This is a genomic window from Aliirhizobium wenxiniae (assembly GCF_019511445.1).
Classification (GTDB): domain Bacteria; phylum Pseudomonadota; class Alphaproteobacteria; order Rhizobiales; family Rhizobiaceae; genus Neorhizobium; species Neorhizobium wenxiniae_A.
Genome location: NZ_JAEUAN010000006.1, coordinates 33,773 through 49,601, shown reverse-complemented (window position 1 = coordinate 49,601; position 15,829 = coordinate 33,773). Strand labels below are relative to the sequence as shown.

Sequence of the window (15,829 nt, the reverse complement as noted above, 5' to 3'; positions counted from 1 at the left end):
TATGAACCAGTCTGCATTGATACGTCCGGAGTGGACGCCGGCCACCATTGCTCTCATGGTGCTCGGTTTCATAGTTTTCTGGCCGCTTGGCCTTGCTATGCTCGCCTATATCATTTTCGGGGATCGGCTTCGCGGCTTCAAGCGCGACGCCAATGATCGCGCTGACAAATGGTTCGCCGGTTGCCGCAAGGCAAGCCGCCGATACAACACGCATTTCTCCACCGGCAATGTCGCTTTCGACGACTGGCGCAAGGCCGAACTGGAACGCCTGGACGAAGAACGCCGCAAGCTTGATGAGATGCGGGAAGACTTCGATGCCTATGCGCGCGAACTTCGCCGCGCAAAGGACCAGGAAGAGTTCGACCGCTTCATGCGCGACCGCAAAAATCGTCCGTCGGGCGATCAGCCGGTGGTCGATGTCTGACCTGAAAGTCGGTTTTGAGATGATGAAGGCCGGTGCTCTTGCGAGCGCCGGCTTTTTTGATGGGAAGATTCCCGGTGAATCGGGTAAGGAATAGTCATGTTCGCGCTCTTGAAGAAGCCGGTACGCCGGCCAGCCAAACCGCTCCAGACTGTCAAGCGCACGCTTGCCGTCGGCGACAGGGCCATGCCGTTGACCATCAAGGAAAACAGCCGCGCGACCCGCATCACTCTTCGGATCGAGCCAGGCGGCAGGGCGCTCAATCTCACCATCCCCGTGGGTCTGAAACACTACGAGGTGGATGACTTTCTGTCTCGTCATGAGGGCTGGCTGAAAAACAAGCTCTCCAAATTCTCCCTCGACAACCCGATCCGGCCGGGCGGCACCATCTCTATCCGTGGCGTCCAGCATCGCATCGAACACACAGGATCCTTGCGCGGCATCACCCAGGCGCTGGTCATCGATGGCGAACCGGTCCTGAAGGTAAGCGGACTTGAGGAACATATGGGCCGCAGGATCTCGACCTTCCTCAAGAAGGAAGCCCGCCACGATCTCGAAGCGCTTGCCCGCCGTCATGCCGCGGCCATCCGCAAGCCGATTGCGTCGGTATCGATGAAGGATACCCGCAGCCGCTGGGGCTCATGTTCCTGGGATGGCAATCTCAGCTTCTCGTGGCGCATCGTCATGGCGCCACCGCTCATCATCGATTACCTCGCAGCCCACGAAGTCGCGCATCTGAAAGAGATGAACCACGGCCCGAAATTTTGGGCGCTCTGCGGCGATCTATGCCCGCGCATGGACGAAGCGCGCCGCTGGCTGAAGCTGCATGGTTCACAGCTTCACGCGATAGATTTCAGTTGAGAAAATTGTCTCGAAAGACCGCTACAGCATGTCTCCCGAAAGTGGTCGCCGGTTTCGGGATAAAGACATGCGTAAAAACAAAGAGCTAAAGCACGATAGGCGAATCTGAAAGATCGCGAGGTGCTTTAGCCAATAACCGGCTTACTGCCAGTTGCTCATGCGCATATTCCAGTTTTCCTGGCTCAGGCCTGGCGCCTGATCAGCCATCGCCATGCCGGCTCCGGGACGCTTCTGCACATTCGGACGCGCCGTGGGCACCGGAACCTTCGCGCCGTTCTCAAGGCTGGCCTGATAGGCATGCGCGGATGTGTAGGAAGCGTTCTGCGGCACCGCATAGGCGGTATCGAATGCCTCTTCCATGCTGGACCGGGCAACCGCTGCTGTGATGACAGGCGCAAGCGGCGGATTGGTGGAAGCAACAGCCGGCTGTACAGAACCGTTATGTGCGTTCTTTTCCGGCATTGCCGTAGTCTGGGGAGCAGCAGCAGGCGTTGAAACCATTGCCACCTGCGTGCTGGTTGCGGCGGCTGTGGCAGCCTCGGCAATGATCGACGACGACAGGGCAGGGTTCTGCTCTGGATCGCTCGAGGCATAGGCGAGAACGTAGCTATTGGCCGGTTTCGGCGCGGCGGTCTGCAGATTGCCGTCCTCGTCACGCTTTTCGTAGAACACATTGCCACCGGCAGCGGCGACATAGTGCATGTTGTTGTAAGGGAAGCTGTATCCCTCCGTATGGAAGAACATCGCATTCTTCACATCGGGATGGCGCGCACCCTTCAAGACGGCGTCCGCCGCCGTGTTGAGATCAGGCGCAGTGGCCTCGTCCATCTTGCGGGTCATCACACCCGGAGCGAACTGGTTTTTCTGCGCCACAACACCGCAGATCGTCTCCGGGTAAATACCAGAGGTCAGACGGTTCATGATCACGCTGCCGACAGCGATAAAGCCTTTTTCGCTCGTTCGCCTGGATTCGAAATACATCGCGCGCTTCAGGCATTCGCGATCTTTATTGGTGTAACTGTAGACTGCCTTTTGTGGACCAGTCTGCGCCGCCGCCAATTTGGTCGTTTTGTCTTTGCTGTCCACCGACGAGACCGTCTGTGTGCTGGTGCATGCAGAGAGCAGCCCCCCAGCAGTCAGACATAAAGCCGCCCGCCAGGCAGCTGTCGTAATCCTCGTCATGGTACCCCGCCAAAAAATTTCAAAAATCATCTGGTTGAGGAATAACCTACCTCAATTCACACCGTTTATCAATTATCTTTCATGACGGGCCAAAGCTCGGAAATTCCATTCCTTTTTCGATTTTGGCCGCAATAAACTTTCATGAGCGAAAACTGATATTTCACGCATTCATCAAGCGTGAGGACGGTACGATTCGTGTATCCGGCATCACGGTTAATTCTTCGTATCTGGTGATCCCTAACTGTCCAGCCATGTAAAAGATTCTCGACTCCGCAGGCATTTCGTGTCACTCCGCGATCATGAAACTCGACATCAAGATCTGTGGGTTGTCGACGGCGGATGCCGTGGATCGCGCCGTTGAGCGCGGCGCAACCCATATCGGCTTCATCTTCTTCGAAAAGAGCCCGCGCAATATCGCGCCCGAGATCGCCGGTGAGCTGGCCGACCGGGTCCGTGGCCGGGCAAAGATCGTCGCCGTTACCGTGGATGCGAATGACGAAGACCTGGACGACATCGTCTCGCTTCTGCGCCCCGACATTCTCCAGCTTCACGGGCATGAGAGCCCTGAACGCATCCTGCATATCAAGGCGCTCTATGGCCTGCCGGTAATGAAAGTGTTTTCCGTAAGGGAAGCCGCTGATCTGGACCGTGTCGATCCTTTTATCGGCGTCGCCGACCGCTTCCTCTTCGATGCCAAGGCACCGAAAGGATCGGATCTTCCGGGCGGTAACGGGGTTTCCTTTGATTGGGACCTGATGGCTTCGCTTGACGAAGGCGTGAGTTACATGCTTTCCGGGGGGCTGAACAAGGATAATGTCGCTGATGCGATCGCGTCCACGCGCGCAACGGGTATCGATGTATCGTCCGGAGTGGAAAGCGCCCCGGGTGTGAAAGATCTTGGAATGATCGATGCGTTTTTTGATGCTGTCGCCGATGCGAAAGCCAATAAGCGCTGAAGGAGCAGAGAGTGAACGAGACGCCTAAACCCAATTCCTTCCGCTCCGGCCCCGATGAGGACGGCCGTTTCGGCATTTTCGGTGGCCGCTTTGTCGCGGAAACCCTGATGCCGCTGATCCTTGATCTTCAGGCCGAATGGGAAAAGGCGAAGAACGATCCGGAATTTCAGAAGGAACTGGCTGATCTCGGCACCCATTATATCGGTCGCCCGAGCCCGCTCTACTATGCTGAGCGCCTGACTGAACATCTCGGCGGCGCAAAGATCTATTTCAAGCGCGAAGAGTTGAACCACACCGGCTCGCACAAGATCAACAACTGCATCGGCCAGATCCTGCTGGCCAAGCGCATGGGCAAGACCCGCATCATCGCCGAAACCGGTGCCGGTCAGCACGGCGTGGCCTCTGCCACTGTCGCCGCCCGCTTCGGCCTTCCTTGCGTCGTCTATATGGGCGCGACCGATGTCGAGCGTCAGGCCCCGAACGTTTTCCGCATGAAGCTTCTTGGTGCCGAAGTGAAGGCTGTCACGGCCGGTTCCGGCACGCTGAAGGATGCCATGAACGAGGCGCTGCGTGACTGGGTCACCAATGTCGACGACACCTATTACCTGATCGGCACCGCCGCCGGCCCGCATCCCTATCCGGAAATGGTCCGCGATTTCCAGGCCGTCATCGGCCAGGAAGCCCGCCAGCAGATTCTCGAAGCCGAAGGTCGGCTGCCGGATGTCGTTATCGCTGCGGTTGGCGGTGGATCGAACGCCATCGGCCTCTTCCACCCCTTCCTCGATGACGAAGGCGTCAAGATTGTCGGCGTCGAAGCCGGCGGCCATGGCCTTGACGGTAACGAACATTGCGCCTCGATCACCGCCGGTTCTCCCGGCGTGCTGCATGGCAACCGCACCTATCTCTTGCAGGACAAGGACGGCCAGATCCTCGAAGGTCACTCGATTTCCGCCGGTCTAGATTACCCGGGCATCGGTCCTGAACATTCCTGGCTGAACGATATCGGCCGCGCAGAATATGTGCCGGTCATGGATGACGAAGCGCTCGAAGCCTTCCAGCTCCTGACCAAGCTCGAAGGCATCATCCCGGCTCTGGAACCCAGCCACGCGATTGCCGAAGTGATCAAGCGTGCGCCAAAGATGGGCAAGGACCAGATCATCCTGATGAACCTGTCCGGCCGCGGCGACAAGGACATATTCACCGTCGGCAAGTTGCTTGGAGTGGGGCTGTAATCATGACTTCCAGAATGGACACACGCTTCGCCAAGCTGAAGGCCGAAGGTCGCCCCGCTCTCGTCACCTATTTCATGGGCGGCGATCCGGATTACGCAACCTCGCTCGGCATCATGAAGGCGCTGCCGGAAGCCGGTGCCGACGTGATCGAACTCGGCATGCCGTTTTCCGATCCGATGGCCGATGGCCCGACCATCCAGCTCGCCGGCCAGCGCGCGCTGAAAGGTGGCCAGACGCTCGCAAAGACGCTCGATCTCGCCCGCGATTTCCGCAAAAGCGACGATGAAACCCCGATCGTCATGATGGGCTATTACAACCCGATCTATATCTATGGCGTCGACAAGTTCATCGACGATGCGCTGGCAGCCGGCATCGATGGCCTGATCATCGTCGATCTGCCGCCGGAAATGGATGACGAACTCTGCATCCCGGCGCTCGCCAAGGGCATAAACTTTATCCGCCTGACGACACCGACCACCGACGAGAAGCGTCTGCCGACCGTGCTCAACAACACGTCCGGCTTCGTCTATTATGTCTCGATGAACGGCATTACCGGTTCGGCTCTGCCGGATCCGTCGCTGATCTCCGGTGCCGTCGCCCGTATCAAGGATCACACCGATCTGCCGGTCTGCGTCGGCTTCGGCGTCAAGACGGCCGATCATGCAAAGGCGATCGGTGCCGCAGCAGATGGCGTTGTCGTCGGCACGGCGATTGTCGCCCAGGTCGCCGGCAGCCTCACCAAGGATGGTGCTGCAACTGCCGACACGGTTTCCGCCGTTTCCACTTTCGTTCGCGGCCTTTCAACCGGTGTGCGTTCCGCACGCCTTGTTGCTGCCGAATAACTGGCCCACATAGGGCATGCCTCTCGAAAGTCGCCACCGGTTTCGAGAGCAAGGCATGTCCGAGAATTAGACCTGGAGCGTGGCACGCGGTTTGAAGGATCGCGATACGCTTCAGTCCTGACACTGTTTTATCGGAGTACCCCCAAGTGAACTGGATCACCAATTACGTTCGACCGCGCATCAATTCCATGCTGGGTCGTCGCGAAGTTCCGGAAAACCTCTGGATCAAGTGCCCTGAAACCGGCGAAATGGTCTTCCACAAGGACCTCGAAGAGAACAAGTGGGTCATTCCCGCTTCCGGCTTCCACATGAAGATGCCGGCCAAGGCGCGCCTCAGGGACCTCTTTGACGGAGGCGAATATGAAGCCCTGCCGCAGCCCAAGGTCGCCCAGGATCCGCTCAAATTCCGCGATTCCAAGAAATATGCCGACCGCCTGAAGGACAGCCGCCTGAAGACCGAGCAGGAAGACACGATCCTGTCGGGCCTCGGCACCGTCCAGGGCGTCAAGCTCGTTGCGGTCGTGCACGAGTTCAACTTCATCGGCGGCTCGCTCGGCATGGCAGCCGGCGAGGCGATCGTGAAGGCAGCCGAGCGTGCGCTGAAGGAAAAATGCGCTCTGATCATCTTCCCGGCCTCGGGCGGTGCCCGCATGCAGGAAGGCATCCTGTCGCTCATGCAGCTGCCGCGCACCACGGTTGCCGTCGATATGCTGAAGGAAGCCGGCCTTCCCTATATCTGTGTGCTGACCAACCCGACCACGGGCGGCGTCACTGCATCCTACGCGATGCTGGGCGATGTCCATATTGCCGAACCCGGTGCGGAAATCGGCTTTGCCGGCAAGCGCGTCATCGAACAGACCCTGCGTGAAAAGCTGCCGGAAGGTTTCCAGACCTCCGAATACCTGCTGGAACACGGCATGGTCGATATGGTCGTCAACCGTCACGATATTCCGGAGACGCTCGCCCGCATCATCCGCATGCTGATGAAGCAGCCGGTGCAGGAAGCACTGCCTGCGCCTAAGCCGCAGCCGGAAGCAGTTGCTGAGACGGCCTGATGAGAGAAGCGCGTCAGGCCTGAAAACAGTTTGCCGCGGTTGCATCGTGATAGACAAGAACGCCGGTTTCGCCTTTGACTGAAGGCGAGACCGTTTTGATTTCAGACAACAGCCGGAGCCACGGGATGTCCACCATGAACCAGCCCGTTTCAAGCGAAGCCGAACAGGAGATCGAAAAGCTCCTGGCGCTCCATCCCAAGGGTTTCGACCTATCGCTCGGCCGCATCACCCGGCTCCTGGAAGCGCTCGGAAATCCGCATCTCAAAATGCCGCCGGTCATCCATGTCGCCGGCACCAATGGCAAGGGCTCCTGCACTGCCTTCTGTCGCGCGCTTCTGGAAGCAGGCGGTTACTCCGTCCATGTCGATACGTCGCCGCATCTCGTGCGCTGGCATGAGCGCTATCGCATCGGCGTGAAGGGCAGTCGCGGCGAACTCGTCTCCGATGCCGATCTGGCCGATGCCGTGCGCCGCGTCGCAGCCGCCAATGGCGGCGAAATGATCACCGTCTTTGAAATGCTGACCGCCGTCGGCTTCCTCTTGTTTGCCGAAAGGCCGGCCGATGCCGTCATTCTGGAAGTCGGTCTTGGCGGACGCTTCGACAGCACCAATGTCATCTCCGATCCCGCCGTCTCCGTGATCATGCCGATCGCGCTCGATCACCAGGCTTATTTGGGCGATCGTGTCGAACTGATCGCCGCCGAAAAGGCCGGGATCATGAAACGCAAGCGTCCTGTCGTCGTCGGTCATCAGGAATTCGAGGCCGCCCGCGAGGTGCTGATCTCGACGGCGGATCGTCTCGGCTGTCCGCTCTCTGTCTATGGTCAGGATTTCTCCGCTCATGAAGAATTCGGCCGCCTGATCTATCAGGACGAGGATGGCTTGCACGACCTGCCTTTGCCGCGCCTGCCGGGCCGCCATCAATATGCCAATGCCGCCGCCGCCATCCGCGCCGTCAAGGCAGCCGGTTTCGCCGTCACCGATCAGATGATGGAAAAGGCGATGGTAAGTGTCGAATGGCCGGCACGCCTGCAGCGGATCACCGAAGGCAAACTTCTCGAATTCGCGCCCAAGGGAGCCGAGATCTGGCTCGATGGCGGGCATAATCCCGCCGGTGGCGAAGTCATCGCCGAAGCGATCGCCGCTTTCGAGGAACGCCAGCCGCGCCCGCTTTATCTCATCACCGGCATGATCAACACCAAGGACCCGGTCGGTTATTTCCGCGCCTTTGCCGATCTCGCGGAACACGTCTTTACCGTTCGCATCCGCGGTAGCGAAGCCGGGCTCGATCCCGTGGTGCTTGCCCATTCCGCTTTCGACGCCGGCCTGGTTGCAGAACCGTCCGCCTCGGTCGCCGAAGCCCTCCAGGAAATCACCCTCCGCCAGATCCCCGATCGCCCCCCACCGCGCATCCTCATCGGCGGCTCGCTCTATTTTGCCGGCAACGTTCTGGCAGACAACGGCACCCCGCCGACGTGATATAGGTCGGGCTGTACCCGTAGCTTTTGCCCCTAACACTCTCCCCGTAATGGCGGGGAGAGGGGATGTGCCCCGTGAAACGTAGAGAGGGGCGGAGACGGCGCGACTTACTCCTTCTCCCCGCGAACGGGGAGAAGGTACCGGCAGGCGGATGAAGGGCAGACGCATCCACCAGCGCCACCCCAAGCGGGGACGAAATCACGCTCAGCTCCAGCAATTCCAATCACTTGAATTGATCTTCATCCCCACTCTCCAAACCCGTGTCTACAATCACGCCGTTCCGCTTCGGCTACACCGGTCCGCATAACCGGCGAGGCGGGACCGGTGATCGGACGGGTCGCCCTTATGCAGGCGGATCATCCGGAGCCGCGCAGAAAATGGTCTGCCTCTCCTGATCGCAGGGGACGTGCGTGTGTCGCACACATACCGGGTCGAGCTGCAAGGCATCCGATCCGCCGCAGACGGACCGGAGTTGCGCGGAAAAACACACCGAACGGGACACGCCGTGTGTCACATATAAAAATTCAATTCGAGGCACCCGACGTGTCCCGGCCGAAACTCAAAAGCCGATATCACCAAGGGCGGACTCTATCTTTCGGGCAAACAAAAACCCGGCTGGATCACCAACCGGGTTTTGGATTCACGTGAAACACTTTCTTAAGTGTTATGCAGCGCCGGAAATCCAGGCGGCAAGTGCGGTCTTCGGAGCGGCACCAACCTTGATATCGGCCACTTCGCCGCCCTTGAACATGGCAAGCGTCGGGATCGAGCGAACGCCGAACTGGGCCGCCAGTTCCGGGTTTTCGTCGATATTCAGCTTGGCGACCTTCACCTTGCCGGAAAGCTCGGTGGCGATCTCTTCAAGGCTCGGAGCGATCATCTTGCACGGGCCGCACCATTCAGCCCAGAAATCCACGACGACCGGCTCGGCGGAGTTGAGAACTTCTGCCTGAAAATTGTTGGTATCGACCTTAACGGTAGCCATAGGGCTCTCCTTCACGATTCTTCGTTGCTGCAAATGTGAGATCGGCATTGATCATTTTCAATGTCCGTCATGTCACTTTGTCTTGAGCTCCGCAAGCGAGCGCGACATCAGCTCGACAGGTAATGTCATGACTGTTGCCGTCTCGGTATAGACCAGCACGCAGTCGATCTCCTTGCCGGGATAAAGCGGCTTCAATATCTCGCGATAGATAGCGAGCTGCGCCCGATGCGTCAGCGGCACGGCCTCGACGTCCGCCGGCGGTTTGCGATTGGTCTTGTAGTCGAGAATGATCACCCGGTCGTCCATCTCCACCAGCCGGTCGATCCGCCCCGAGATCGCATAATCCTGCCCCTCCAGATGAAGCGTGCCCATGATCGACACTTCCGACTGGCTGCGCGCCGAAAATACCGGCGCAAGCCCTTCATGCGAAAGCACCGACATGACGCTCGCGACCAGCTTTTCCCGCTCGGCCTTGGGCCAGAACCGTGCAGCCCGCTCGGCATAACGAAACGCGGCCGTTTCACGTTCGCCATCGGAAAACTCCGTCAGCATCTGCAGCATGCGGTGAACCAGCTTGCCCTTCTGCAGCGCCAGGCTTGATGTTGCCTTGTCGCCGAACAGGGGAGAGGTGACGATAAGGTCATCCGCATCGTCATCGATCATCACGCCGGCGCCGGACGGGCTGAGCGGCCGCGGCAATATCTTTTGTGGGGGCAGGGGGCGTGACAGGTCTCCCGGCAGGCCCGGCCTTTCCGCCGCCTGGTGTTCTTCGCGCTCCGCCCGCTCGACTGTCCCGCCGGTAACCGGCAGCCGCCATTTCAACCCGTTCCATTCGCCATCCGGCCCGCTGAACGTGGCGGCGCTGCAATACTGTTCGTCGAGCGAAAGCGCTCGCGAGATCATCGCCTGCCAGCTGTCGGGATTATCGCGAACGCCGCGATAGCCGCAGACGATCAGCCGGTCGGCCGCGCGCGTCATGCCGACATAAAGCAGCCGCCGATATTCTTCTTCGGAAAGCGTCTTCAGCCGCTCTTCGTCCGCACCGGTCAGCGCATTCGCAAGCGTCTTGCCCGGCAGCCAAGCCGGAACATCACCCTGCGCGGTTTTCAGAAACCGGAATTTCGGTACATGCGACGAGATGAAGGATTTCGAATTGCTGTCGACCAGAAACACTACCGGCGCCTCAAGCCCTTTCGAGGCATGCACGGTCATGATCCGTACCTCGTTGCGACCGCCATCCTGTTCGCGTTTCACCTCTGGGCTTTCAAGCTCCAGCGTCGAGACGAAAGCCTGCAGACCCGGCAGGCCGGATGTCTCATGGTCCAGCGCAAAGGTCAGGAACTCATCGAGAATATCGCCAGCCTCGGTGCCGAGTCGCCCGAGAAATTTCCGACGCCCGCCATATTGCCCCAGAATCCGCGCATAAAGATCATGCGGGCTGAGCAGCCCGGAAAGCGCTAGCAGATGCTGCAGCTGTTCCGCAGCGTCACGGAACCGCAACGGTTGTTCCTCGGCAAGCGCGACAAGCCGCATCCAGGCGCTGGTATTTTCCGCCCGCAGCGCCGCAACCTCGAACACATCCTCTTCGGAAAGGTCAAACAACGGGCTCTTGAGCAAAGCCGCCAGCGAAAGATCATCCTGCGGCAACAGCATGAAACGCCCGAGCGCGAGCAGATCCTGCACCGCGATATGGCTGGTCAGCCGCAACCGGTCGGCCCCCGCCACTGGAATATTGTCACGCCGCTTCAACGCCCGTGTCAGCGCATTAACGAAGGCATCGCGCTTGCGCACCAGAACCAGAATGTCACCCGGCTCGATCGGGCGTTCGACGCCCTTCTCGATCACCGTTTCACGGCCGATCATCTCGCCGATCCGGTCGGCGATTCGTGCCGCCAGAATGGCAGCTGGTGCCTTATCCGGCGTCGAATCGAAGGGTGCCGTCCAGTCCTCTTCCTGCTCGGACACTTCCGGCGCAACCACGTCCCAGAGATCGACCGCGCCGGCATGGCCCATGCGGTTGGACCGGTGCTGCACCGCATCGCCGATCGCCGAGAGCCCCTTGGCGTTCTCCTCCAGCGAAAACACCTGGTCGACGGCGGAGAGAACATCTGCGGTGGAACGGAAGGAGAGCGGCAGGCGGATCGCGTGAAACGGCTGGCCGCTACCGCTCACCTGTTTCTGTGTCGCACTGCGTTCCTCGGCAAACCGTTCCGGCCGCGCACCCTGAAACGAATAGATCGACTGTTTCTCGTCGCCCACCGCAAAAATAGTCCGCAGCGTTTCACGGGCGCTGGTGCCGGAATAAAAATCTTCCGCCAGCGACTTGATCACCGTCCACTGGATCGGGCTGGTGTCCTGCGCCTCGTCGACCAGGATATGGTCGATGCCCTGGTCGAGCTTGTAATGCACCCAGGCGCCAACGCCGTCGCGGGTCAGAAGATCGGCGGTCCGCGCAATCAGATCCTCGAAGTCGAGCAGGCTGCGCCTTCTTTTCAGCTCCTCGTAATCCTCGGTCAACCGCGCCGCCAGCGTCAGCGCCGCCTTGGTTGCCGAAAACATCCGGACCAGCCGCAACCGGTCACGGCAGGCAAACACATGGTTCCGCGCAGCATCGATGGCTGCCGCCAATTCCGGCGCCGGCTTCAGCATTGCCTTGGCAACGAGCGAACTATCTGCCTTCACCGTCCCTTTGGCAGTCAGGAAGATCGATTCCAGATAGTCGGCCCGCTTAAACGCATCCGGCTCCTTCATCACTACCCGCAGGCCATAGGCGACATCCGTCACTTTGGCCCCACCGCTCTGGTCGGCCAGCGACAGGTAGAGATCGAGCGTGATGCCCGACAGGCCGGGAAGTGGCCAGTAGCTGCCGGCGATACTCGCTTCCGTATCACCCGCATCAAGCCCCAGCATCCGCTTGAGCTCTGCCCCTATCCCATCATGACGCTTGGCACTCGCCGTGAAACGCCGTATCGCCGTGCGGTTTGCCACGATGTCGGAAAGCAGCGCCTCCAACCCGAACTCGTCACCGAGATCGAGCACATGCGCAAAGGCCTCCGCCAGATCAGCATCGTCCTCGGCAGAGGTGGCGGTCAGAAGCGAACGCCGTGCTTCCGCCAGAAGCGCCGAAGCCGCCCGGTCGTCGAGCACGGAGAAATGCCCTGCAACATTGGCCTCCAGCGGAAACTGATGCAGCAGCGCTTCACAGAAGGCGTGGATCGTCTGGATCTTCAGCCCGCCCGGCGTCTCCAGCGCCTTGGCAAACAGCCGCCGCGCCTCGGCCAGCTTGGCCGAATCCGGCTCATGACCTTCGATGCCGGTGATCCGCTTGCGCAGCTCCTCGTCGGAAAGCACCGTCCATTCGGACAGGCGCTGGAACACCCGGTTCGACATTTCCGATGCCGCAGCCTTGGTATAGGTGAGGCACAGGATGGAGGAGGGGCGGCAACCGGCAAGCAGCAGTCTGATCACCCGCTGGGTTAGAACATGCGTCTTGCCTGAACCGGCATTGGCCGAAACCCAGGCCGAACTTGCCGGATCCGAAGCGCGCGACTGCTGCACCGTCGTCCAGTTGATCCACTGCTTCGGCTCGTCGCCGGCCGGCAATTCATCGGTGAGGATCTCACTCATCGGCTTCACCCTCTCCGTCATCATCCGCCGTCGACCATTCCGCGACCCGGGCGAGGTGATCATATTCACCACCGAAATCGCCCTGCGCAAACGGCACCAGCCGCGAGGCAAAGCCGGCATCGCCGCTTCGCAATTTCAGCACGAACTTGGTCAGCTGATCGATCGAATCCTGCGCCAGGTCGATTGCCGATTTCGGCTGCTTTTTGGCGGTGGCGGAAGAGCCCTCATTGTTCACCCGCTCGGATCTGAACCGGTCTCCCGGCCGCAACCGCACATAAAGAAGATCCCCCGGCTGCTGAACGCCCATCGCCTTGAACGCGCCCGCCTGAAGCGCTGCAGCCTCCAGCGCAAGCTGCGGATCAAGTAGCGCACGAGCCTGTGAGACCGAGGGGCTCAAGCCGGTCTTATAGTCGATGATGTCGGCATTTCCCGAGCGCATGAGATCGATCCGGTCGGCAATACCGGTCACTCTTATCCCGGCCGTCTCGACCTCGAAACCGGCCCCGGCTTCCGTCACCGTAGAGCGCACATCCGGCGCGCGTTTCTCTTCCCAGTCGAGAAATGCCTTCGCCACTTCGATGAAGCGTGGCCGCCAGACGCGGTCGATATGCGGCGGCAATTGCTCGGCGTCGAACAGTTCTTCGGTAATCCGCATCATGGATTCACGTGAAACATTGCTGCCGGGATTGTGACCCTCACGCGTGTAGCGGTCGATGATCGCGTGATAGAGCGTGCCGCGCTGCGAAGCACCGGGGTCTTCGTTGAACGGCGAAAGCGGATCGAGTTTCAGGATACGGCGGGCGTAAACGGAATAGGGGTCGCGCCGCAACCGGCCGACCTCGCTGAAGGAATATTTGACCGGCTGCAATTCTGCCGGCGGTCTCGGGGCAGGGCGCTTTGCCGGCTTCTGGTCTTCGCCCCTGTCGATCAACGAGGCCCAGTGGCGAAAATCTTCGCCGCGCGCTTTCAACCCGTCGGCAAAAGCCTTGCCGCCCAGCGCCAGCAATCGCTGCAGCCAGCGGGAAGCAACCGTCGGCGTCGCGCCCTGGCGCAGCGAGCGTGAAAAGATCAGCTTGCGCGTGCCGCAGGCCATTTCGAAATCATGCGCCAGCTGGCCGATCCGCCGTTCCGGCGGTTCCAGTCCCATATCTGTTTTCATCGAGCGCGACAGGAACGGGTTGTTGACCGTCTGGCCCGGCCACGATCCTTCATTCAACCCGCCGAGGATCATCGTGTCGACGCTCTGCAATCGTGCTTCCAGCGTACCGAAGATGAACACCCGCGGATGCGCAAGCGAACGGGGTTTCACTGCCCCGCCCGTTGTCAGCGCCATGACGATGTCGATCCATTGCGGACCATCGGCATCGATCTGCCCATCGGTCTCCATAACCTCGGCAAGCAGGCCGGAAAGCTGCTCGCCCGCCTCGCCGGACCAGAGCGCCGCAAGATCGCCACGCTCGTCGATCGCAATCGCCTCCAGCGCCTTGCCGGTGCGGCTCGCCCATTCGGAAAGCGGCAGCTTTGCCGTCAGCCCGCGACCGTCAGCGCGCCGGTGAACGAAAGAGCTGACCAGAGGTTCGACCGCCTGCGTGATCCGCCGTGCAACATCCCGCGCCATCTCGATCGCATCTTCCGGCAACGAATCGATCCAATGCGGCGTGTGCCGGTTCTCGGCATGTGCCGTCAGCTGGGTTTCGAGCAGCGGTTCGAGCGTCGAAATATCCATCTCGCCGACACCACCACGCAGTGCGAGAACTTCCAGCGCATCGATTGCGGTCTTGAGTTCGGCGGTGGGCAGGCCAAGCCGCATCAGCGGATGTTTCATCAGCCCGACGATGGCCACCGGATCGCCCGGTCGAAGTGCCGCCTCCAGAAGCAGCTGTGTCAGCGTTCCCTGCGGCGTGCCGGAAAGCGCCGAACCGGCCGAATCGTCGGCAAGGATGCCGAACCGGGCAAGCTCGGCCGTCACCCGCCTGCCCAGCGCACGGTCGGGTGTGATCAGCGCCGCCTGCGCCGCATTGCCATTGCGGCCGGGTTTCTGCAGCGCCAGCCGAAGCGCGATGGCAATCGCCACCGCTTCTTCCCGCTCATTGGCTGCCTCGATCAGACAGACATCGGCAAAGGCTGCACCAAGCGCTTCGATATCCGCATCGTCGCGCCACTCGCTCCAGCGGTCGGTCGCCTTGGCCGGCACCAGCGCCTGCGAGATCGCGGCCGCCCGGAATGCCAGATCGCTCGGAACTTCTCCGATGATCTCGACATCGTCCCGCATGGCGCCGATCTTCTTCAACAGCTTGGAAAGCCCGAATTGCGAATGGCTGCGGCTGGCGGGGTCGGGCTTGCCGTCAAAAGTTTCCTCTTCGACAGTCGCCCACTGGTCATCCGGCATGGATGTGTCGAGGCCCGGAAGCACCACCGTGCCATTCGGCAGGCGGGAAATCGCCGCGATCAACTCTGCCGCCGCCGGCACCGAACCTGTCGATCCGGCAACGATCACCGGCCCCTTGTGGTCCCGCTCACCGATCCGCCGCGCCTCGCTTCTGAGGATCGCGGCACGATGTTTGGCAGGGGAGGAGCGTTTCAGCTCCTCCAGTCGGAGAGGCCAGAAGGCGCTGGCGATTTTCAGAAACTCGGCGGTCAGCTGCCACCAGAGCGCATGTTCGCCGGTCTGCAGGTTGTCGAGATCAGCCCAGTCGCGCTCTTCCGTTTCGATCGCGTCGAGCAATTCGGCAAGCGCCCGGGCAAGCCAGATCGCATCGGCCGGGCTTGCCGGCGCCACAAGCGGCGATTCCGAATGCACGTCGAGCACGATCTTCGGCAGCTGGTTGCGCCAGGCAAGGATCAGCCGGCCAAGTTCGAGCAGCCGGGAGGTCCCGCCGATCGGCAGCGCCATGTCCATTTCTTCCGGCGCAACCAGATCGAAAAAGCCGCTGTCGTCGTCCGTTTCGCCAAGTGGCCGGATTACCGGCAGGATGGCGGCGCGACCGCCGAGCAGATCGACGAATTCCGAGCGTAGCACACGGGCCGAACGCCGCGTCGGCACGAAGATCGTCACATCGGCTAGCGATAATGGATCGGCTGGATCGTAGCGAAAATCCTTGTTCAGCCGCCCGTCGCAAAGTGCGGCAGCCAGCGTCTTCAGAAAGGGTACGCCAGACGGGATCGAGAAAATTCGCCGTTCAGCCGACAT

10 protein-coding genes and 1 pseudogene are annotated in these 15,829 nt (G+C 60.6%); 7 read left to right on the top strand and 4 right to left on the bottom strand.

All coding sequences use genetic code 11. The features are described from left to right. Position 1 precedes the first annotated feature (1 nt). Positions 2 to 424, top strand: coding sequence for a DUF2852 domain-containing protein (locus JNB91_RS09505; protein WP_220325278.1), 423 nt, complete (start codon positions 2 to 4; stop codon positions 422 to 424). Positions 425 to 520: 96 nt separating this feature from the next. Then, the gene (locus tag JNB91_RS09500) at positions 521 to 1,282 is read left to right on the top strand and encodes a M48 family metallopeptidase (RefSeq protein ID WP_220325277.1); all 762 of its coding nucleotides are present in this window, start codon (positions 521 to 523) and stop codon (positions 1,280 to 1,282) included. Positions 1,283 to 1,908: 626 nt separating this feature from the next. Here JNB91_RS09500 and JNB91_RS30685 read toward each other — a convergent pair. Further along, positions 1,909 to 2,494 (bottom strand): annotated as a pseudogene (locus tag JNB91_RS30685) (cell wall hydrolase); the annotation flags it as partial. Positions 2,495 to 2,763: 269 nt separating this feature from the next. Here JNB91_RS30685 and JNB91_RS09490 point away from each other — a divergent pair. The 5 genes from JNB91_RS09490 (at position 2,764) to JNB91_RS09470 (ending at position 8,027) form a co-directional block, all read left to right on the top strand. Continuing rightward, a complete protein-coding gene (locus JNB91_RS09490; protein ID WP_220325276.1) occupies positions 2,764 to 3,420 on the top strand; it encodes a phosphoribosylanthranilate isomerase in 657 nt (218 codons plus the stop codon). An 11-nt stretch (positions 3,421 to 3,431) separates the two neighbouring features. Further along, positions 3,432 to 4,652, top strand: a complete 1,221-nt coding sequence (gene trpB, locus JNB91_RS09485) for a tryptophan synthase subunit beta (RefSeq protein ID WP_220325275.1) — start codon at positions 3,432 to 3,434, stop codon at positions 4,650 to 4,652. Between the two features lie 2 nt (positions 4,653 to 4,654). Then, on the top strand, positions 4,655 to 5,494 hold the full coding sequence (trpA, locus tag JNB91_RS09480) for a tryptophan synthase subunit alpha (protein ID WP_220325274.1): 840 nt from the start codon (positions 4,655 to 4,657) through the stop codon (positions 5,492 to 5,494). 146 nt (positions 5,495 to 5,640) lie between these two features. Then, the gene (accD, locus tag JNB91_RS09475; protein ID WP_220325273.1) at positions 5,641 to 6,549 is read left to right on the top strand and encodes an acetyl-CoA carboxylase, carboxyltransferase subunit beta; all 909 of its coding nucleotides are present in this window, start codon (positions 5,641 to 5,643) and stop codon (positions 6,547 to 6,549) included. A 134-nt stretch (positions 6,550 to 6,683) separates the two neighbouring features. After that, on the top strand, positions 6,684 to 8,027 hold the full coding sequence (locus JNB91_RS09470; protein WP_430736263.1) for a bifunctional folylpolyglutamate synthase/dihydrofolate synthase: 1,344 nt from the start codon (positions 6,684 to 6,686) through the stop codon (positions 8,025 to 8,027). Positions 8,028 to 8,691: 664 nt separating this feature from the next. Here JNB91_RS09470 and trxA read toward each other — a convergent pair. The 3 genes from trxA to addB all read right to left on the bottom strand — a co-directional run bounded on the left by trxA (position 8,692) and on the right by addB (position 15,829). After that, a complete protein-coding gene (trxA, locus tag JNB91_RS09465; RefSeq protein WP_148143837.1) occupies positions 8,692 to 9,012 on the bottom strand; it encodes a thioredoxin in 321 nt (106 codons plus the stop codon). A 72-nt stretch (positions 9,013 to 9,084) separates the two neighbouring features. After that, on the bottom strand, positions 9,085 to 12,639 hold the full coding sequence (gene addA / locus JNB91_RS09460; RefSeq protein WP_220325271.1) for a double-strand break repair helicase AddA: 3,555 nt from the start codon (positions 12,637 to 12,639) through the stop codon (positions 9,085 to 9,087). Further along, complete coding sequence (gene addB / locus JNB91_RS09455; RefSeq protein ID WP_220325270.1) at positions 12,632 to 15,829, bottom strand: double-strand break repair protein AddB; 3,198 nt, start codon at positions 15,827 to 15,829, stop codon at positions 12,632 to 12,634. The genes addA and addB overlap by 8 nt, the downstream gene beginning before the upstream one ends.

Excerpts from the sequence above, each read along its gene's own strand:
- JNB91_RS09505 (WP_220325278.1), top strand. The coding sequence starts at position 2 with ATGAACCAGTCTGCATTGATACGTCCGGAGTGGACGCCGGCCACCATT.
- JNB91_RS09500 (WP_220325277.1), top strand. The coding sequence starts at position 521 with ATGTTCGCGCTCTTGAAGAAGCCGGTACGCCGGCCAGCCAAACCGCTC.
- JNB91_RS09490 (WP_220325276.1), top strand. The coding sequence starts at position 2,764 with ATGAAACTCGACATCAAGATCTGTGGGTTGTCGACGGCGGATGCCGTG.
- trpA (WP_220325274.1), top strand. The coding sequence starts at position 4,655 with ATGACTTCCAGAATGGACACACGCTTCGCCAAGCTGAAGGCCGAAGGT.
- JNB91_RS09470 (WP_430736263.1), top strand. The coding sequence starts at position 6,684 with ATGAACCAGCCCGTTTCAAGCGAAGCCGAACAGGAGATCGAAAAGCTC.
- trxA (WP_148143837.1), bottom strand. The coding sequence starts at position 9,012 with ATGGCTACCGTTAAGGTCGATACCAACAATTTTCAGGCAGAAGTTCTC.
- addA (WP_220325271.1), bottom strand. The coding sequence starts at position 12,639 with ATGAGTGAGATCCTCACCGATGAATTGCCGGCCGGCGACGAGCCGAAG.
- addB (WP_220325270.1), bottom strand. The coding sequence starts at position 15,829 with ATGTCGGCTGAACGGCGAATTTTCTCGATCCCGTCTGGCGTACCCTTT.